This window comes from Enterococcus sp. AZ095a (assembly GCF_050546735.1).
GTDB lineage: Bacteria > Bacillota > Bacilli > Lactobacillales > Enterococcaceae > Enterococcus_D > Enterococcus_D entomosocium.
This window is the reverse complement of sequence record NZ_CP172953.1, coordinates 3,437,706-3,458,325: the sequence shown is the minus strand read 5'-3', so window position 1 is coordinate 3,458,325 and position 20,620 is coordinate 3,437,706. Positions and strand designations below refer to the sequence as shown.

19 protein-coding genes are annotated in these 20,620 nt (G+C 39.8%); 12 read left to right on the top strand and 7 right to left on the bottom strand.

Features of this window, described 5'->3' with window-relative positions:
* Positions 1–226: 226 nt before the first annotated feature.
* The 3 genes from IGJ26_RS16020 to IGJ26_RS16010 are packed head-to-tail and all read right to left on the bottom strand — an operon-like array spanning position 227 to position 2,165.
* Positions 227–1,156 carry an NAD-dependent epimerase/dehydratase family protein gene (locus tag IGJ26_RS16020; RefSeq protein WP_061053449.1) on the bottom strand — a complete coding sequence of 310 codons (930 nt, stop codon included), beginning with the start codon at positions 1,154–1,156 and terminating at the stop codon, positions 227–229.
* The gene (locus IGJ26_RS16015) at positions 1,141–1,833 is read right to left on the bottom strand and encodes a type 1 glutamine amidotransferase domain-containing protein (protein ID WP_086316685.1); all 693 of its coding nucleotides are present in this window, start codon (positions 1,831–1,833) and stop codon (positions 1,141–1,143) included. Before IGJ26_RS16015 ends, IGJ26_RS16020 begins: the two co-directional genes overlap by 16 nt.
* Positions 1,830–2,165 (bottom strand): ArsR/SmtB family transcription factor, encoded by a 336-nt coding sequence (locus tag IGJ26_RS16010; RefSeq protein WP_086316684.1) that lies wholly within the window; start codon positions 2,163–2,165, stop codon positions 1,830–1,832. The genes IGJ26_RS16015 and IGJ26_RS16010 overlap by 4 nt, the downstream gene beginning before the upstream one ends.
* Positions 2,166–2,461: 296 nt before the next feature.
* On the opposite strand from IGJ26_RS16010, the gene IGJ26_RS16005 reads away from it, so the two are divergent.
* From IGJ26_RS16005 to IGJ26_RS15950, 12 genes are all read left to right on the top strand, one after another.
* On the top strand, positions 2,462–3,937 hold the full coding sequence (locus IGJ26_RS16005) for a helix-turn-helix domain-containing protein (protein ID WP_034872175.1): 1,476 nt from the start codon (positions 2,462–2,464) through the stop codon (positions 3,935–3,937).
* 767 nt (positions 3,938–4,704) lie between these two features.
* Positions 4,705–7,827, top strand: coding sequence for a BspA family leucine-rich repeat surface protein (locus IGJ26_RS16000; protein WP_430599742.1), 3,123 nt, complete (start codon positions 4,705–4,707; stop codon positions 7,825–7,827).
* A gap of 39 nt (positions 7,828–7,866) precedes the next feature.
* Positions 7,867–8,385, top strand: a complete 519-nt coding sequence (locus IGJ26_RS15995) for a hypothetical protein (RefSeq protein ID WP_034871937.1) — start codon at positions 7,867–7,869, stop codon at positions 8,383–8,385.
* Positions 8,386–8,410: 25 nt separating this feature from the next.
* On the top strand, positions 8,411–8,974 hold the full coding sequence (locus IGJ26_RS15990) for a hypothetical protein (RefSeq protein ID WP_144330853.1): 564 nt from the start codon (positions 8,411–8,413) through the stop codon (positions 8,972–8,974).
* Between the two features lie 34 nt (positions 8,975–9,008).
* Positions 9,009–9,347, top strand: coding sequence for an LPXTG cell wall anchor domain-containing protein (locus IGJ26_RS15985; RefSeq protein ID WP_086316681.1), 339 nt, complete (start codon positions 9,009–9,011; stop codon positions 9,345–9,347).
* A gap of 176 nt (positions 9,348–9,523) precedes the next feature.
* The gene (locus tag IGJ26_RS15980) at positions 9,524–9,871 is read left to right on the top strand and encodes a DUF7006 family protein (RefSeq protein WP_005233047.1); all 348 of its coding nucleotides are present in this window, start codon (positions 9,524–9,526) and stop codon (positions 9,869–9,871) included.
* Positions 9,872–10,224: 353 nt separating this feature from the next.
* On the top strand, positions 10,225–11,622 hold the full coding sequence (locus tag IGJ26_RS15975) for a polysaccharide deacetylase family protein (protein ID WP_086316680.1): 1,398 nt from the start codon (positions 10,225–10,227) through the stop codon (positions 11,620–11,622).
* Between the two features lie 36 nt (positions 11,623–11,658).
* Entirely contained in the window at positions 11,659–12,177 is a 519-nt protein-coding gene (locus tag IGJ26_RS15970) for an RNA polymerase sigma factor (protein WP_005233050.1), read from the top strand.
* A 32-nt stretch (positions 12,178–12,209) separates the two neighbouring features.
* Entirely contained in the window at positions 12,210–13,049 is an 840-nt protein-coding gene (locus tag IGJ26_RS15965; RefSeq protein WP_223273055.1) for an RsiV family protein, read from the top strand.
* A gap of 408 nt (positions 13,050–13,457) precedes the next feature.
* Positions 13,458–13,838 (top strand): MarR family winged helix-turn-helix transcriptional regulator, encoded by a 381-nt coding sequence (locus IGJ26_RS15960; protein ID WP_016613715.1) that lies wholly within the window; start codon positions 13,458–13,460, stop codon positions 13,836–13,838.
* Between the two features lie 80 nt (positions 13,839–13,918).
* Positions 13,919–15,295, top strand: coding sequence for an MATE family efflux transporter (locus tag IGJ26_RS15955; protein ID WP_429962043.1), 1,377 nt, complete (start codon positions 13,919–13,921; stop codon positions 15,293–15,295).
* 290 nt (positions 15,296–15,585) lie between these two features.
* Positions 15,586–16,272 (top strand): YoaK family protein, encoded by a 687-nt coding sequence (locus IGJ26_RS15950; RefSeq protein ID WP_429962042.1) that lies wholly within the window; start codon positions 15,586–15,588, stop codon positions 16,270–16,272.
* A gap of 77 nt (positions 16,273–16,349) precedes the next feature.
* Here the strand turns inward: IGJ26_RS15950 and IGJ26_RS15945 are convergent, their stop codons facing one another.
* The 4 genes from IGJ26_RS15945 to citF form a co-directional block, all read right to left on the bottom strand.
* Positions 16,350–16,889: a DUF1697 domain-containing protein gene (locus tag IGJ26_RS15945; protein ID WP_086316677.1), complete on the bottom strand. Its 540-nt coding sequence runs from the start codon at positions 16,887–16,889 to the stop codon at positions 16,350–16,352.
* 274 nt (positions 16,890–17,163) lie between these two features.
* Positions 17,164–18,555, bottom strand: coding sequence for an oxaloacetate decarboxylase subunit alpha (locus tag IGJ26_RS15940; protein ID WP_086298863.1), 1,392 nt, complete (start codon positions 18,553–18,555; stop codon positions 17,164–17,166).
* Positions 18,552–19,094 (bottom strand): citrate lyase holo-[acyl-carrier protein] synthase, encoded by a 543-nt coding sequence (citX, locus tag IGJ26_RS15935; protein WP_223347143.1) that lies wholly within the window; start codon positions 19,092–19,094, stop codon positions 18,552–18,554. The genes IGJ26_RS15940 and citX overlap by 4 nt, the downstream gene beginning before the upstream one ends.
* Positions 19,087–20,619, bottom strand: a complete 1,533-nt coding sequence (citF, locus tag IGJ26_RS15930) for a citrate lyase subunit alpha (protein ID WP_430599740.1) — start codon at positions 20,617–20,619, stop codon at positions 19,087–19,089. Before citF ends, citX begins: the two co-directional genes overlap by 8 nt.
* Position 20,620: the final 1 nt, after the last annotated feature.

Genomic DNA, 20,620 nt, shown 5'->3' with positions numbered 1-20,620 from the left:
CCAATTAGGCCTACGCCTAATTGGCTTTCTATATTCCTGTGCTAATTGTGTTTGGGTGGGATGAATATCCTTTTTATTAATAATAGTGACGGTGTAATGAACGGTTTTGCTAACGGTAAAGATTCAACTTTCTACAAACGCGAACATCCTTTGAATTTGATTTACTAAAAGCTGGGTAGCTTCTCATCAGTCATTCTCTTCATTGGGGTTAATAAAGTGTTGTCAGTCATCCTGCCCTATTCTCAACAAGTACCTGCCTAATGCCTTCTTCAAACGTTGTGATCTTAAAATGAGGAAATGCCTTTTTGAATTTATCAGAGACAAAAAGATTATCCACCGTGTATCTAGGTAATAACTCACTTAGTTCGCGCGCGTTTTTACTGAATAGCTTAGCAAGTTTAAATTGCCACAAAGGAATGACACGGTATTTCAATGGTTTGCCTTCAATTTTTTCGGCGAGATCGATCATGTCTTGGAAACTATGAGGTGTATCACAGGGCAAATGCCAAGTCTGGCCATAGGAACTAGGCGTATTTCCGATAAGGGCCATTGCTCGGCTAGCATCAGGTGTCCATATAAGTGTGCGTAAAGTGTCCTTATTGACAGGTATTTTGACGGGAGCATTGTGGACTATATTGTTTAAGACGAGTGTATTGGTAATGCTCTGGGTCTTGCCTGGGCCGTAAAACTCGGGGGCTCGACAAATCACCGCATCTAAACGGCCACTTTCCATCTCGGATAAAACCAATTGAGCCATTTTAGAGCGTACGAGGGACTTCCTGCCTGCTGGAGAAAATGGCGTGTCTTCCTTTTGGGGGGTACGATCCTTTGGATACATATAAGTATTATCAAAAAAAACCAGTTTGCTCTGTGCTTCTTGGCAAGCGCGGATGACATTTTCTGTGATTTTCATAAAATTGGTTTCCCACAGCTCTGCATCCATCGGTAACCCAACAGTGAAGTAAACAATCTCACTATGTTCAATCGCTTTTTTCGTTTGCGAAAAGTCCATCAAATCTGCGGAAACGATCTGATCTGTAGGATTGATTTTTTGAGGCTTCCGGCTAACTAGCCGAAGCTCATTTGTGTAATTTTTGTATAGTTCTTTTGCTAGTTCATAGCCGATTTGTCCATTGCTTCCTAAAATTGTTTGCATGACTGTACCTCCTCAAGATATAGTTTTGCTACAGCACGTACAGAAAAAGGATTTTGGCCAGTGATGATCCGCCCATCTTTTAGGGCAAATGCTTTATAAAAGCGTCTTTTTTTGAATTGAGCGTTTCTTTCTTCTGCGGCGGTTTGATTAAAGAAAGGAACTTTGTTCATTTTCCCGGCGAGAAATTCTTCGGTTTTCGTAAATCCTGTGATTTTTTTCCCAGAAATCAAAAAGCTTCCTTCTCTATCTTTTATATTTAGTAAACCAGCGATTCCGTGGCAAACAGATAAAATATACCCATTGTTTTCATAAATGGCTAAAGCGAGTTCTTGCAGCTCTTTATTATCAGGAAAATCCCACATGACACCATGCCCTCCGGTAAAATAAATCGCATGGTAGTCATTTGGATTTACTTCTGCGGGTTTTTTCGTTTGAATCAAGCCGTTTTGAATGAAATTTTCTTCCAGATAAATGTTCATAATGGCTTGATCTATATATTTCATGCTTCTTGGATCTAGAGGAACAAAGCCTCCTAATGGACTTACGAAATCAACATCAATCCCTTGTTGATAGACTTCATCTAGAAACTCGGCACTTTCTCCTAACCAAAGTCCGGTAGCCTCGCTCGTGCCAGCATATTTTTGAATGTTTGTTTCAACAACTAATACTTTCTTCATGAATGGTCCCTCTCGTTCATAATGTGAAGGACTTTCGTTAAAAAGGATTGGAGTTTTTTTATTTCTGTTTGCTCATGATCGAGATAGTAATAATTTTTTGTTCCTTCTTGTCTGAAATTCACGATTTTGGCTTCTTTTAAGATTTTCAAATGATGTGAAATGGCGGGTCTAGATAAATTGGTGGCCTCTAATAAGGAAGTGACCTGTAAGCCAGCACAATTTTCCGCTTCTAGCAACCGAATGATGATAGCTTGTCTTTTTTTGTCACCTAGCGCGATTAAAAAATCACTTAACTCAGAAAAATCTTGTTGCAGATTGGCATAATCTATCATAATTGTCTCTCCATTATCGTTTAAAAGTTTAAACCATTAAACCATTTAAAGGAGATTTTTGCAATGAAAGAAGCTCGAGAGCATTCCTCTTCTCCACCATCGCTAAGGAGATTAGAATGTTCTGTAAGCAAATAGATAATAATGGAAAAGCATAAGAGCATTTGATCCTTTTTTGTGTATAGAAGCAACTTATTTTTTTATGAAGTGATTAAGAGCCGTGTCTTGCTCATTTTTTGTTGTTGTGTTATGTATGTAACATCTAGACAAAAGACGTAGTGAGATATGAGGCGGAGAATATGAGAGACTTACAGTTAGCATTTATCAGTAATCGCACAACTAAGCGCTTATTTCGAGTTTTGAGTGTGATGGAGCGAGATCGTTTATTTACAATTGGTGAAATGGCAGAAAAGATGCAAGTCACACAACGCACAATTGCAAATGATCTCAAGTATGTGAAAGACTATTTTGGTGATTGTATCACCCTAACTTCGGGGAATAGTGGCTTTCTTTTTGAAGAGAAAAAACCTTCCGTGTACCAAGAAAAGAAACAAGATTTGCTAGAAAATGAGTGCTTATTTGAAATCATCGGTCATATTTTTCAAGGGGAATTGATGGATATTGACGAGTTGGCCCATCATTATCATTTTTCTGAGAGCACGTTTCGACGGTTGTTGGGTCAATCGAACAAAATATTGAGCAGTTATCGGTTAAAATGGGTGTCGAATCCATTGACAATTGAAGGGAGCGAAGCGGATTTACGGAAATTCTTCAAAGACTTTTATTACGAAGGGATTGATACTGCCCATACCCTTGTTCCCGACCCCGCATTGCATGAGTTGGTCTTAACCCAGTTAAACAACAAACTAGGACAATATGATATTGGCTCTGGAACAACACCAGCTGCTTTTTACTATACTTTTTTTATTGCAATCAAACGGGCGAGCCTTGGTTTTCCGATAACAGTCCCGAAATACTTGATTGAATTAGCCTACAAAGGAAATAGCTTCTCCCTCCTGTATTCTTTAAAAGACGGAATCAACAAGCTTTACGGCGTAGAACTAGCGAAGGAAGAATTTGCATGGATTTATTTAGTTACTATTTGTAAACGTACCTTAGATCGAGAAGCATCGGAGGAAAAGTTCTACCAGCAGTTTCATCAAGGATCAGAAATTGCCAAACTTACGGAGGCTTACTTACAAGAGTTTGAGCTCACAAATGAGAGCTATGCCAAGATAAAAATTTTCTTGCAATCCTTCTTTTTGTCTAGAAAAGTGAACTATGCGTTAGCTCCTGCATTGAACAAAGAGGCACAGGACATCAAAGAATCTCTCATGCGTTCTGACAATGAAAACTATCAACGGAATTTACGATTTTTAAAGAAGCATCAAAGAAAAGACTTTTTGGCTGCGCCATATCTTGAAGATATTTGTGTGAGTTTAACGATCTACAGTGATTTGATTTTTGATTTTTATTCACCGACAAAAAGAATTTATTTTCTTCTAGAAGGTGATCACTTCATCTGCCAACAGATTCGAACTCGTGCAATGCAACAGTTTGGTACAAAGCACACGTTGACCTTTTTGCCATTGCAACATCTGACACAAGAAATATTAAATGCCGATCATATTGATTTGATTGTCACAAACTATAATCGGTACCTCTTAGACTATATTATTGAAACAGATTACTTGTTATTGAAAGCTGTCCCAGATGAGCATGACTGGCGGAATCTGGAAAGAAAAATTGATCCGTATCGAAAACCATTTCTCTAATCTCCGTACACTCGTTAAAAGTATTAACGAGTGTTTTTTTTCATTTATTTCATCCGAATATGAAAATGTTGATTCCCATTTTATCTAAAAATCATGTAACCTTTATCATGTAAGAGATAGGTATGCATACAAACTTACAGACAAATGTATCAAAAACCTTCGTTTTTTAGAATAGACATTTGTTGTTTATTCTCTAAAATAGAAAACCTAATCTAATAACTTTTCCATGACATTCGATCGGATCGAATGTCTATTTTTGTTCTAATCTAAAAATCGAAGAAATTTGAGACTAATTAAGAAGTAGATATCTCTTTATTGGTTTAGGAAGGTTGTTTTTGGTGTTTTTCATCCATAAAGTATTCCACTTATTAAGTGTACAGACCTTTCTCGTTAAATGTTCTGAAATTTTTAAATATTGAATCACATTAGTACGAAAAACGAGGTGAAAGTGATTTGAATATATAGATCACTTGGTTAAATGACCTTATATTTATATGTTAGGAGGTGGTCAGGTGAAGAAAAGATTATTGACTGTATTATGTTTTTTGGTTGTTCAAGTTTTTCATCCTATTATTGTTTTTGCCGAGGTTCATGTTCGTCAAGAAGACGAAATTGCTCAATCCAAATCATCAAGAGAAGAAATAAATGAATCAGATAGTGACGAATATTCAGATGATACACTATTTGAGAGTGAGACATCAAAAGTAGTAGATAGCAATATATCAGAAAATTCACATGACAATGAACTAAAACAAGAAATAGAGTCTGTGGCAGTGGCACAAGAAAAAAGAGATAGTAAAGTTACAGACTCGATTTTAGTCAGAGGGATACCTACAGATCAAGGGTTATGGGGGACTGTACCTTGGTCTTATTACGAAGGAGAAGGAACAATCATAGTAGGTGGCGGAACAGCAGGGGCGGCAAGAGAGTCGCCATGGTGGCAGTATCGTCACATTCGCAAAATAATTTTTGAAGATCAAGTGATTTTACCTAGTAACTCGTCGGGGATGTTTAGGGAATTACAACTTTTAGAAGTCATAGAGAATGCAGACAAACTAGATGTTTCTAACGTCACTAATATGGAGAGTATGTTTCAAGTTACATGGCGGTTAAGGGAAATAGATGTTAGTAATTGGGACACGTCAAATGTGACTAATATGAGACTTATGTTTGGGAATCTGGCGGCCACACCCGCAGCTTTTACTAGGTTAGACCTTGCATCGTGGGATACATCAAGTGTCACGGATATGAGTCAAATGTTTATGAATGCTCAAAGTCTTACCACCTTAGATTTAAGAGCATGGGACACATCAAATGTCACGGATATGAGGGACATGTTTCTTCAAGCCAATAGTCTTACTACTTTAGATTTAGGAACATGGAACACATCAAAAGTTACGAATATGAGCCGAATGTTTAATTTAACCCGATCTCTCACACGATTGAATCTTAGTTCATGGGACACTTCCAGTGTTACAAATATGAGTCAGATATTTAATAATACTAATTTAAAATCATTGACACTCGGAGAAAACAGCTTGTTTTCAGCTGACACTCAGCTTCCAGCGATTCAACAAACAGACGGTTATACCGGTGGGTGGAAGTTGGAACCAGGTACAGAAAATCTTGGGATCAGGTATGCCAGTTCAAGTGAATTCATGACAAGTTATGATGGCCGTTTTCCAGGTACGTATACATGGGAAATATTTGAAATGTGGGGATCCGTTCCATGGCTATATGATGGTATCTCAGAAACGATCATCTTGTATGGTGGAGAAGCTGGAGCAGTTGCAACTGCTCCTTGGAAAACTTATCCATCGGTCAAGAAAATCTTAGTCAATGATTCTGTTACTTTACCAAGAAATTCTTCCTTCTTATTTGATGGACTAGCAGAATTGGAATCTATCGAAAATGCTGATAAGTTTGATGTTTCTCAAGTAACAGACATGAGATTCATGTTTAGTCAGGTCCGTGCACTGAATATACTAGATGTTAGTAGTTGGGATACTTCTCAGGTAACTAATATGCGAGCGATGTTTCAAAATGCGAATTCTTTAAAGAAGATAGATGTTAGCAATTGGGACACTTCACAAGTAACAGACATGGCATTCATGTTTACCGAGGCGAGTGACTTAGAAGAAATTGACGTCAGCAACTGGAACACCTCTAGTTTACTGTCTACACAAACTATGTTTAACAATGTGAATTTAGAGGAAATAGATGTAAGCAACTGGGATACTTCTCAGGTAACTAATATGCGAACGATGTTTCAAAATGCGAATTCTTTAAAGAAGATAGATGTTAGCAATTGGGACACTTCACAAGTAACAGACATGGCATTCATGTTTGCCCAGGCGAGTGACTTAGAAGAAATTGACGTCAGCAACTGGAATACTTCTCAGGTAACTAATATGCGAACGATGTTTCAAAATGCGAATTCTTTAAAGAAGATAGATGTTAGCAATTGGGACACGTCACAAGTAACAGACATGGCATTCATGTTTACCAATGCAAGTGACTTAGAAGAAATTGACGTCAGCAACTGGAATACTTCTCAGGTAACTAATATGCAGAGTATGTTTGGTAATACTAACGCATTAAATAGAATAACATTAGGAGAACAATCTATTTTTTCTGCTGCTACAAACTTACCAGCAATCCCAAGTACTGAACAATATACTGGACGTTGGACGCTAGAAGAAAATTTGTCGGGTGATGGTTCGGTTATAACTTTTGAAAACTCAACTGAGTTTATGGCTAACTATGATGGTAGTTCCCCAGGAACCTATATCTGGGAGCGAGTAGCTCCAGAACAGCTTGTCGCAAGCATTGATCGAGTAAGCGATCAGTCCCAAACTATTACTGGATATGCAACAGAGTCCGTAGATGAGTTGACTATTAGTTACCAAACGACGTCTGGAGATAAGGTAGTTCTTGAAAAAGATGATCCTCGAATTGTTTGGGGCGATTATCAAGAGTCAAATCAACAAGTCCGACAGTTCCAAATTGATTTGATAGGAAACGAACGTCTTGAGACCGAGACAAAGGTAACGATTACAGTTGCGAAACCTTCTGTTGAAACGACCGGTGATAGAACGGAAGAACAAACAGTCATAAAAGGAATTAATTATCAAGCGAATAACCTCACTTTAGACCGTTTCAAAATTAATGAATTAAGCACGCAAGAAGAATTAGATGCTTTGATCCTTCAAGAAAGTCGCGCGCAAGCCGCAAATGTATTGACGGAAGTGGATATGACGGATGACTTTCGCATCGTAGAAACGGATCTTACACGAGAAGTGGACGAAGACGGCAGCTACTTCGCTGTTCTTGAGGTGGGGAATAAAGCCTACCAGATGACCATCGGTATCGATGTGACATCGAAACTGGAGCATATGCGAGTGACGATCCCGACCAAAATGGTCTTTGAATCCTTGTACAATACGGCGGAATCGAATCGTAATTTTGAAAGCCAAGCGTATGAGATCCGCAATCAATCGCCACTTGCTGTGGATACCTATATCAATCAATTGGCGATCGATGATCCTGCCGGAATCGTCTTGTTAGAAGAGGGAGAAGATCCCCTCGATTACGCTGAAAGTGAAAGCGAAGAGGAAGACCCAACCCTTACTTATGACGATATCTCAACCCCGCTGTTGCGATTGAACCTAAAAACGGAAGAAACCCAGATTCAACTCTATGAAGCGATGGAAGAACAACACTTGGTTCGCTTAGAAGAAAGAAGCCGCGTGCCGATTTCCTTAACCGGGGATTTCTATGGGGACTATCCCCAGTGGGTCGTTGATTCAGAAGCCGATCAAGGCGGGTATTATGAAGACTTGCTTGTACCGAATTATCGCATCGTCTTACGCTTTGTTCCACGAGACTAAGAAAAAAAGATCGTACCAAATGGGAAGGAGGTGAATCCATTGGAGCAAACGAATCAAACCGAAAATAAAAAACGACGGAAATGGCTCTGGTGGTTGTTGCTATTGGCCGTACTTGCCGGTGGACTCGGGTACTATTTCTATCAATCAAAAGAAGCAGTTCCGTTGATCAGTGCAGACCTTTTGCCTGAATCTGGCGATGCCACCGATCAGCGATTATCTGAACGGGCGCAGGAAATTGCAGATGCGAATTATTTCACCCTGCAAATCAATCCAGAAGCCATTTTTGAAGATGGTCAAAGCACGGGATCCATAGAAATCGTTAATCCAGGCACCAATGTGTACCCAATCGCCGTGGACATCTCTTTACTGTCGAGCGGGGAAGTCATCTATTCTTCCGGTGCGATCTATCCAAATCAATTTGTTGAAAATGTCGCCTTGGCGACACCATTGGCAAAAGGCGAGTATCCTGCCAAAGCCACCATCAATATTTATGACCCTGAAAGCAAAGAAAAACAAGGGGTCACTGAAGCTGAATTAACGATTATCGTTAAGAATTAAAAAAAGGAAAAGTGAGGAAATAAAAATGAAAAAATTTGTAGCAGCTATTCTAAGTACAGCAACGATTGCAGGAGTAATCGCAAGCGGCACCACCGCTTTTGCAACACAAACTATTGACGGACGTGAAGGCGATACGTCAGGAGATGTCCAAGTAAACGGGATCATCGGTGAATTCGAGAATACAACACCTGGACCAAATCCCGATGATTTGAACCAATGGATCAATGTAACGATTCCAACGACTGCTTTGTTCTATACGACTGAAGCGTCAAGCCACAAAGAGATCGTTTCGCCTACGTACACGGTGACAAATAACTCAGCAGTTGGTGTGATCGCTTCTGTTGCAGGTGTTGATACACCATTGAATATGTCTGAAGTAGACTTGTTAAACGTAAACGGGATTGAGTTGTTTGAAAACGGCACACCAACTGTAACAGAAACAGAATTGTTTACCCTTGAAGGCAACCAAGGAACGAATGAAGGGACGTTTGCGTTCACTGGTGAAGCAACACCTGCCAATGCATCAGAAGAATCAAACCCAAGTTTCAAATTGGTCTTGAGTTTTGCGCCGGATGTAGAGGAAGACTAAAAACTGAAATCCCAGTAAAGAAGGGATCTATCGTATGAAAAAACGAAAAAGAATCATTTTTTTCATCGCTGCATTACTGGCTCTGACTGTCTGGGATCTATCAGAAACCATTGTCGCAGAGGCGACAACAGGGCAGGTCACTGTGACTGGTCGAATTGGTGAAACAGCGAAGAAAGAGGAAGAAGCAGACGATGACAATAAGAAAACGATCGTCGCAGATGCTTCTCAAATCGGACAAGGGAAATTACCGCAAACAGGTTCTTCAAACACAAGCAGTTTGATCATCCTGGGGTATGCACTCATAGTATTTTCTATCTTATTACTATTGAGTAAAAGCAGACACATTTATGGAACGACTGATTACTATAATTAGTGAACAAATAAATGAGTAGGCAGAGTATTCTATAATTACTTATGCCCTATCAGAACACCTCGATGGAGCTGATAGGGCAGTTTTATTTAATTGTTATAAAAAGGAAGGCAAGATAATAGCGTTTTGCTGATACAAATAAAATTTTAGGAAAAATACATAGAAAGAGGGGCAAATGAATGGACGGTGGAAACAACCACGAACCCTTTTCTTACTACTTCAATTTTAAGAAAATAAAAAAAGGTATTGAACGTGAAAAATTGGAAGCATATTGCGAAAAACACCTAACTGAATTCGGTCAGCTGATTGAATCGATTTCAAAAGATAATTTCTGGGAAGTGCTCCCAAAAATTCTAGGACTTGATGCAAAGATGAATCTAGTTTCAGAATTATCTCGATTCGACGATTTCTCAGCAGATGAGATTATTAGAATTACTGAGAATGATTACAAGACATATTTCAAAGAAATCTGTGGTTATGATCTAAGTGTAGAAAAGAAGAATTCTATCGTATTCAATGTGTCATAGGTTTTGCATAAATAAAAATTATCTTAAAAAAGGCTTCGAAAAAAAAATTTTTTGAAGCCTTTTTTTGTTTTCCGCAAGTATTAAGATTAAGAACTAACGCTACTGTCTAATGACATAGTTAAGGGAAAACGTAAAGATCTGATGTCAAAGCTAAACCTTAAAGGAAAAGATAGGAAAAAAACGAATAATTGGGAAGTTACTATTTTTCGCTAATGAATTTAGACAGCAATATTATGGAGATAAAGGAATCACGATTAAGAAAGTTCACGATTGATAAAAACTTGCTAATAAATGAAACTATTTGACCTGTTCTTTCGTCATACCCTATAGAACAACGAAAGAGAGGAAATACTATGAGAAAAAAATTATTGTTAATAGCTATATTCTGTGCACTGATTCTTACGTTAGTAGTGGGTGCCATGTATAAGTACCTAATGAGTCAAGTGTATGGAGAAGAACAAACAAATTTTGAAACGCAAGTCGAAAAAACAATTAAAACTGAATTTTTTGATCGTGATATCACTCAGATTGAAGAATCAAAGAGTGGCGATAATCAATACAATAAATATTACCTGTACTATTCTGCGACTGAAAATAAAAATATTATAAAACAATTGGAAGCTCAAACTCAGGTTGCCTCGAAACAATTGAAGGATTCTCGGTCAATGGTGCTTTCCTATGTCAATGAGGAAAAGGTGAATGATGCCCTTATTAATCGACAATTAGTAACAAAGGAATATATTTGGGATGATAAAACAAAGTCTTTGAAATATTTAGGTGAATTAAAAGAATTATCTGAAATACTCTTATCCAAAAATCGAAATGAACCTCGGTTAAAAGATATTGTCAACGATGAATCAGACTTGCTTGCGATAAACAGAATTGTACAAGAACAGCTACTTAGTACTCGAACTAAATTAAAATCGACAATTGATGAAGAAGAATTAGATCAAGTGTTAACAAATGACTTTTTAAGCAAGGATAGTAAGATAACCATTCTCCCTCACTCAATACAAATCGCTTTTGATAAAGAGGTCTTAGGGGTGACAAAGATGAATGTCGACATTGAAAAAATTCTGCCTTTTATTGATCCAGCGATCGTTTCTGATAATAATCTGCCAAAAAAATCCTTAGACCAAAAAAGAAACTATGTTGCGCTCACCTTTGATGATGGACCTAACGATACGTCTACGAAAAAATTACTAGGAGAGTTAAAAAAAGAAAAGATCAAAGCGACTTTTTTTGTTTTAGGTCAGATGGTTGATAAGAACCCAGAGGTCGCGAAAAAAATAGTGGGAGAGGGGCATGAAATTGGCAGTCATTCATACACTCACCCAGACTTAACTCAAGTAACTCTGGATAAAGTCAAAGAAGAAGTACTGAAGACTGATAAGGCAATATTTCATGCTACAGGGGTATTGCCAAAACTCTTTCGACCACCTTACGGAGCAGTAAACGGTGCCGTTGCCAAAACCATCGGATTGCCTATTATTCAATGGAATGTAGACTCTGAAGATTGGCAAGTCAAAAATAAAGATTTGATTGTAAATAAGGTAATTGATACTGTAGAAAATGGATCAATCATTTTGATTCATGATATCCATGAACGTTCCGTAGAATCCATTCCAGAAATGGTAAGTCAACTAAGAAAAAGAGGCTATGAGTTTGTGACTATAAGCGAATTGCTCTCTTATGGACAAAAACCACTAAATCAGTATTTTGGTTTAGCTGACCAAAGAGAAATTAAATAGCAGTCTTTTCTAGTCCCTTGGAGAGTTGTTGAAGGAGTGATCTTTATTTTTAAGAATAGAAGTCAAACAAAAAAAGTGCGCTATTATGAGCATCTACTAGAAGAACTGATAGAAGGTAAATATGATCAAATGTATCGAATTGCCTACAGTTATGTTTATGATCATGAAGATGCTTTAGATGTCCTGCAGGATAGCTTTCAAAAGGCGTTAAAAAGCTTTAGAAACACAGTAGAAATTGATAATTTTCAAGCATGGTTCTATAAAATTTTAGTAAGAACCGCGATTGATCAATGGCGAGTGAAGAGACTAAGACCATTTGGGTTAGCCTTTGAAGAAACTATAGAACTAAGTCATTTTCGTTTCGATCAAAGTGAATTTCTTGAACTAAAGGAAATTCTAGAGAGAACGCCTAGTCCGGAAAGAGATATCATCATTTTAAAATATTTTGATGGATTTACCTTGCAGGAAATTGCTCAAATACTTAATTTAAATGAGAATACGGTGAAAACGAAGATGTACCGTTCTCTTGTTCAATTTAAGCATCTTTTAAATTAAAAAAACAAGATATGAAAAGGAGAATGAGCGAAATGAAACAGCACACGTTTGATGGAGAAAACCAGGAACAATTAAAGCGTGAAATAGTTGCACGTTTTCAAATAGAAAAGGCAAAGGTATACGAAGAAAAGAAGCGAAAAGTACTTAGAAGAGGCGTCGAAAGCGTGATCTTGGTGGTTTTTAGTTTTTTGATTATGCTTCAAAATACTACCTTTAGAGGTTTTGCATCAGAAATACCTATTTTGGGGGATTTGGTATCAATTATAACTGGGGAAACGCTTCTGTTCAGTCAAGAGGAAGCAGAAATCACTATTGATGTGCCTAAGATAACAGAAGAAAATCAAGTGTATTCGCAATTAAATGAAAAATATCTCCGTGAAGGACAACGAGCATATCAAAGTTATACAGACGTAATAAATAAGGTGGACGAAAAACAAATGTATGTCAGTGGTACCTATGATGTGAAAGTCAATGATAATCGATTTTTAGTAATCGACCGTACGTTTGAAGAGACAGTGGGGAGCACCAATGTCGAACATCGATTTGATACATTCGATAAAAAGAACGAGGTCTTATTATCATTAAAGATGTTATTTAAAACGGAAAACTATTTAGAGGTGCTGGCTCAGGAAATTGAGCACCAAATGAAAGAGCGGATGAGAGTAAATAGCGATATCAAATATTGGGTTTTAGACTATAATGATACAAATTGGTTGGAGAATGATCCGAATTTTTATATTAATGAAAATCATGAACTAGTTATTTCGTTTGATAAATATGAAGTTTCGGCTGGATACATGGGGACACAAGAGTTCATAATACCTACTACAGTATTGAAGCCGATCTTAGTTGACGCAAATTATTTTAATTAGATCGATAAATCAGTTTAAGCTTATTCGGAAAATGATTTCTGGATAAGCTTTCTTTTTTTCGCTAGCAAGAGCGGAAAATAAAGCCTACTTTTCTAATTGGCTGTGATACCATGAGGGAAAAAATCGACGAACCCAGGGCTCTTTTATACACGTTTACTAAAAAGGCAATAAAAAGTCCCTTGTTGTCTGCTTTTGTCAGTAACTTTTCCACAGTGTGGAACTCCCTAGCCTTACTACCATTATTGAATTTGAAAATAATTAGAGGTCTAATTATTAGGTAGCGAATCTTTTTATTGACTTTCCTTTTTAACCGGTGTATATTCTTTTCGAATAGTTAGATATCTAACATTTGGCAAAGGGGGAGTCGTTTTGGAGGAACTGATCGTTTCGAATTTGATGCGGTCCATTATGAATAAGTCACGGGAATCGATGGAACTGCGTATAAAAGACCTGGATATCAGTCAACAGCAAGGAAGAATGATTGCGTATATCGCACAAAATGAAGACAAGGGATTGATTCAGAAGGATTTGGCCCAAGTGTTTCAACGTCGTGATGCCAGTATCACAAGTATGCTTCAAGGGTTAGAAAAAAAAGGGTATATCGAACGCCGCATCCCAAAAAATAATGAGCGGCAAAAAAATATATACGTTTTACCTAAAGGAAAAGCGTTGATTGATCAAACCAATGAAGCTTTTTATGCGGCAGAAAAAGAACTGGTCCAAGCACTGAATGCAGAAGAAGTCGAAGAACTAACTCGTTTGTTAAGAAAAATCGATCAAAGTCTATGAGCAATAAGCAGTCAATCACTGCTTATTGCCTTAAAGTTAGAATTCTAACAGTTAACTATCTAATAGAAGGAGGAATCATCATGGAAGAAGTCACAATGGATGAATCCAATATTTACTACTTAAGCGAAAGTCCGGTGCGAAAGGCAATTGCCCATTTATCGATCCCGATGATGGTTGGTATTTCAACCACGACGATCTATAATTTGATTAATGCCTATTTTATTGGATTGATCCATGATACCAATATGATGTCGGCGATTACCTTGGCGATGCCCATTACGATTCTGTTGATGGCCGTTGGGAACATGCTGGGTGTTGGTGGAGGAAGCTATATCACACGACTACTAGGCAATGGAGACACTCAAAAGGGCAAGAAAGTTGCCGGCTATGCGTTTTACTCGAGCATCCTGCTCGGTGTAATCATAGGGATTGTCGCAGTAATTTTCATGGATCCATTTATTCATTTACTAGGAGCAGGTGGGCAGACATTTTTGTATACAAAACAATATTCACTGATTTTGTTTGTTGGTGGAGCATCGTTCATTTTAAATTTTGCTTTGGAACAGTTGGTGCGTTCAGAAGGGGCATCAAAAGAATCAATGTATGGCATGTTTGTCAGTGTTGCAGTGAGTATCCTACTTGATGCATTATTGATTCTCGTCTTTAACCTACATGTGATCGGTGCAGGGCTATCACTAGTGATTGCGAACATCGCTTCAACAACGTATTATGTCTGGTTCCTAGAAACGAAAAGCGAGACATTGAAGGGCTTTTTAAAGAACGTGAAACTTTCAATCAAAGATCAGCTAGAAGTTTATAAAATAGGGATATCCGAGCTGTTTAAATCAGCTTTCATGATCGTCACCACATTATTGTTGAACAATTTTTCTGCTGAGTATGGGGACAATGTTGTGGCTAGCTTTGGTATCGCTGTTCGAATCACACAATTACCGGAATTTTTAACAATGGGTCTATTTTTGGGCGTCATACCGTTATTTGCTTATAGTTTCTCTGCCCATAACACGAAACGAGTGAAAGAAGCACTGAAAGAAGTATCTTTGTGGATAGGTGGGATCTCCATCTTTTTTGCCTTGATTGTGTATTGGTTGCGAGTGCCTGTGCTGGGATTATTCACAAGTGATCCACGTGTGATCCAAGTTGGCTTAACGATTTTGGGAGCACAGTTGATTTCTTCGATCTTTAATGGTTTCTCTGGTTTATTCATGGGCAACTTTCAGGCATCTGGACTAGGTGCTCAGACCGGAGTGATGTCCACGATTCAAGGAACATTCTTTATTCCGATCGTTTTATTGCTGCATCATTTCTATGGATTGGATGGATTGATTTGGTCAATGACGATTACAGAAGGTATCGCGTTTGTTGCGGGTGTCTTAATGATGATTCCTTATCTAAATAAACTAAATAAGGATGACCTGCCCGCCATGCAAAACCAGTAGCATATAAGAATCAGGTGCGTTTGAACTATTGGTTTCTAAATGAAAAGATAACGAAAGGTTTCTTTTCGAACGTCCTATAAGGAAAGCCCAACGAAGTTTGCTTTGTTGGGCTTCTTTACTTGCTATATATTTCCTTTTCGTTAAAGTAAGAGGAGATGTTGATTCTGTTATACTTACTATTGAAAAAAACTCCATTTCAAGGATAAACGATCTTTTTCATGTATCAATAGAAGAAAAGCGTCTAAAACAAATGCTATTAGCAAAATTATCAAGCGATTGAGGAATCTACTATGCAAAAAAAAATTTATAAAGTTGTCTCTGTCTCGAATAACAGTCGTCTGTTTGCGATTTTAATGGCTTTTTCAGGTGGGGCATTAGATGTCTATTCTCATAATTACTTTCATGGATTAGTTGCTACTCAAACTGGGAACATTATTTTGATGGCTTCGAATTTATCCCAATATAATTGGCAGCAAATGCTGCCTAAGATCGTATCGATCATTTTGTTTACGGTAGGATTTTTATTAGGTATTCTTCTAAAGCGCAGCAATTTCAGTCATTATTGGCGCAGTTACACCATGCTACCTGTTATTTTATCGAGCTTGATCATTCCATTGTTGTCTCAAAACTTGCACCTTTTTAAAATTGGTCTGCTTGCTTTTGGCAGTGGCTTGCTGATGCTGACGTTTACTGGAACGCAAATCGAAGGAAATCCTTATACGATCATGATGACCTCAGGAAATTATCGGAAAATGCTAAATGAATGGTATCTGTATCTGACCTCACGGAATAAAACGTCGCTTCAAAAACGCAATGCCCATAACTATACGATCGTCGTGCTCTCATTTGTCATTGGTGCTTGTTTACTAGCCTTTGTCAGTCTTGTTTTAAAAAAATATTCAATTTGGATCGTAACCTTCACGTTTCTGCTTGCTCTTTTTATTGAAATCCATCAAGCGAAAAAGACGATTCGATAGTCAAAGAAAAACCGTCAGAGGGACTCCTTCTGACGGTTTTTCTTATAAGTTGAGAGGGGAATATTTTTAGAATGTCGTCACAGCTCCGCAATCTTCCTTACGGTATTGATGGTTCGAATCGTAATCTGTTTGCCGACGCTGGTGCTGGCTGTTTTTTTCCACCAATTGGTTTTTTGATAGTCTTTGCGGAGGTAAGACCAGAAGACGACGTCTTTGTAAGGGAAAACCTGTTCAAGCTCGGCATTCGGAGCCCCGAGTTTTTCAGATAACTCCTCGTAGGTCAGCGAAGGCATCAAAAAGATCAGGTTGTCATAGATGGTTTTATCTTCCGTTCCTGACCAGTCGGGCATATGGGTCAAGCGTTCCTGCAGCTCTGATTGGCGAATGATATAAATAGCGATATCAAAGGAAAAGTCGCGTTTGACCATTGCTTTAATCGTTTCGGCAAGGGCTTGTGGATCATCCTCTTCACTGGAAAAAATCACATTGCCGCTATTCAAATAAGTGACCACATTGCTAAACCCCAATTCTTCAAAACCGGCTTTCAATTCTTTCATAGAAATTTTGTTCTTTCCACCGACATTGATGCCTCTTAATAAAGCGATATATCGTTGCATGGATAACCCCTCCTTTAAACCCCTTCTTTTAGCTGATTATAGAATGGATGAAGCGGAAGTACAATCCTGGCTTCTCAGCTACCCAAAATACGTGAGCGAGAAACGACGAATGCAAGCTTATTGGTGGAGTGGCTATGGCGCATGTATTTTTGCGCTGCTAATTAGTAAAAACGAATAAACAGCCTGTAAATGATAACAACCCTCACAAATCTGCTCAAGCAAGCGAATTTGTGAGGGGCACTTTAAGTCGTTTTCTCTGTTTCTGGCTTCGTTGCTAATCCACCGCAATCTTCACAGACACGGTCTGTACGGGAACATCATAAAAGGGATCTTCTCGTCGGCCTAAAAAGTCTTGGGCTTGCTGAGGGAAGAGGGCGTACATCAGCACGTCTTCTTCGCTTTTGGCATACTCAGCGATTTCTTCCCGAAAGACTGGCAGTTGTGGTGCCAGTAGATCAGCTGGTCTGACGGTGATCACTTCAGCATCTCCGATGATTGTTTCTTTGATTTCGTCGGTGATGGGTGCTGGCGATTGACCGTAAAGTCCTTTGACGTAATCTTTGATCTCACTTGGGACAAGTTTGTAACGTTCTCCTGAAATCACATTCATCAAGGCTTGGGTACCGACCATTTGCGACAATGGGGTCACTAGTGGCGGATAGCCCAAGTCTGCTCTGACTTTTGGTACTTCTGCTAGGACTTCTTCATACTTGTCTTGCAATCCTTGTTCCGTCAATTGGCTGAGTAGGTTTGACAACATGCCACCAGGTACTTGATAGATCAAGGTTTTAGGTTCAATATCTTTGACTTTTGGATTCAGCAGTCCTTCTTCACGGAAGCGATCACGAACGGGATTGAAATGTTCAGCAATCTCAGCGACTTTCTGCAAATCAAGTCCCGTAGCAAAGCCGCAATCTTCTAAGGCGATTGCCACAGATTCGGTTGCTGGCTGACTGGTGCCGCCAGCAAAGGAGGAGATGGCGGTATCAATGATGTCTGCACCGGCTTCCGCAACTTTTAAGTAAGTCATCTCAGCGATGCCGCTGGTGGCATGGGTATGGACTTCTAGCGGTAGATCGACGGCATCTTTGATTCGGCTGACCAGCTCGTAGCCAGTTTGCGGTGTCAAAACGCCTGCCATATCTTTGATACAGATGGAATCGGCGCCGAGGTTTGCCATTTTATGGGCAAGGTCGACGAAGTAATCCACCGTATGGATTTGGCTAGTAGTATAAGAGATTGCTGTTTGACAGTGTCCGCCGGCTGCTTTTGTGGCGCGGATGGCGGTTTCTAAATTGCGGACATCATTTAAGGCATCAAACAAACGAAGAATGTCGATGCCGTTTTCAACCGATTTGGTAACAAAGTCAGCAACGACGTCATCGGCATAGTTTTTGTAGCCTAAGAGATTTTGTCCCCGTAAGAGCATTTGCAATTTGGTCTTTTTCACTTCTTTGCGGATTGCGCGCAATCTTTCCCATGGGTCTTCATTTAAAAAACGCAGACAAGCATCGAAGGTTGCGCCGCCCCACATTTCAAGGGCATGATAGCCTGCTTGATCCATGGTTTTTAAAATCGGTAGCATATCGCTGGTAGGCATTCGTGTAGCGATCAGACTTTGTTGGCCGTCCCGCAAGACGGTTTCGGTAAATTGGATTTTTTTCATTCTTTCACTCTTTCCTGAATGATTTTACGGATCTGCTGCTGCATATCTGCTACGCTATGAGTTCTAGAACGGCCACAAACTTTGGCATCTTGTTCACAGACGTAGCAGCTTCTTGTCGGCAGTCCGATTTCGGTGCGGCTGATAGGTAAAAGCTGGTCTTGGGTTTTGGCTAAGACATCCAGATCCACCAATCGACCATAAGGATGATGGGTCTCAATCTGAACCATCATTCGTTTTAGTTCATAAGGATCTGTGGGTAGTACGAGATAATATTCCGGTCCAGTTTCCAAACTACGGTAGAGGTTTGCCAGTGGAATCAGTTCCTTGACGGCCTCTTCGATTTCCGTAATGAGTTCTTCAAAAACGGCGGTCAATGGGGCAGAATTTTTCACGGGACCGGGAATATTCATGGTGGCAACAAGCAATGCCGCTTTTTCATCCGCAGCGAGAAGCTCCCGTTGAAGCGAGCTTCTATTTTCTCGTGCCTGCAGCATGTCGATTAGCGTCACAGGGGTTCCTGAAAATAGGGCATCAGACATTTTTGACCACATCAATGATCGTGCCATCGCGGTATTCGATCAAAGCGACGGTTTTTTCCCCGTACTTGATTGGTTCGGGTTGACCGACAATGCTGTAGGCTTTTTCTTTTAGCTCTTCAATGGTGTATTGGGGAATATACAATGCTTCAAAATGGCTGATCAAGTCTTTGCGAGCAGGATTGATGGCGATCCCGATTTCCGTAACGACAACATCAATACTGGCGCCCGGAGTGACGATCGTGTTGACGGTATCGACGATCGTTGGGATCCGTCCCCGCACAAGAGGAGCGATCACTAAGCTCATTTTGCACGCCATACTAGTATCTGAGTGGCCGCCAGAGGCACCGCGGATCACACCGTCAGAACCGGTGATGACATTGATGTTGAAATCCGTGTCGACTTCCAGTGCGGAAAGAATGGCGGTATCCAATTGATTGATAAACGCCCCTTTGCTTAACGGTGAGGCATACATATTGGCATCGATCTCGTAATGATTGGCGTTTTTCCCTAGCGATTGCGCGGAAGGATGATCAAAGTCTTGGACATCGATCAGTTTTTCCACTAATCCTTCTTCTAACAGTTCCACCATGGCATTGGTAATGCCGCCGAGGGCAAAGCTGGCTTTGATCTCATCTTTGATCATCGCTTCGCGTAAAAAACGAGAAACGGCTAATGCGGCACCGCCTGTTCCGGTTTGGAAGGAGAAGCCTTGTTGGTAGTAAGGCGAGCTGGTGATGACCTTGGCTGCATACTCAGCAATCAGTAATTCCTTTGGATTTTTGGTAAAGCGGGTCGCCCCTTTTGCGATCCCTGCAGGATCACCGATGGCATCGACTTCCACGACATAATCGACATCCGTTTGGGGAATGCTGATTGGGGTATTTGGAAACGGCACAAGGGTGTCGGTGATGATCACGACTTGGTCGGCGTATTTTGCATCGACCATCGCATAGCCCAATGAGCCGCAGGTTGCTTTTCCGACGGTGCCATTGGCATTGCCATACGCATCTGAGCTAGGGGCCCCTAAGAAGGCGACATCGATGTGGATATCGCCGGCGGCAATGGCACGAGCCCGACCGCCATGAGAACGGATAATGACTGGAGCATCCATAATGCCTTCGGAGATTGCGGCACCGACTTTGTCCCGCAGACCGCTGGAGGTGATATTGGTTACGACGCCAGATTTGATATGTCCGATCAATGGTTCATGGACATTGGCGATGGAACTAGGGGCAATCGCAAGATTCTTGATGCCCATTTTTGCGATCTCGTCTAAAACGAGATTCATGATAAAATCCCCTTCGCGAAAATGATGGTGGAAGGAGATCGTCATGCCGTCCGTTAACCCTGTTTTTTCAATGGCTTCACGAATACTGCCCAAGACCTTGCTTTTGCCCGGCAGGACTGGCTCGATCTTGCGACTCGCTTCTTTGTAGGCATGGATATTGGCCGTTTCATTTTCAAAGACCCCGTATTGGTTGGCATAGCATTCAGGGATGTCTTTTCCTGCTTTGTTTAACACCATA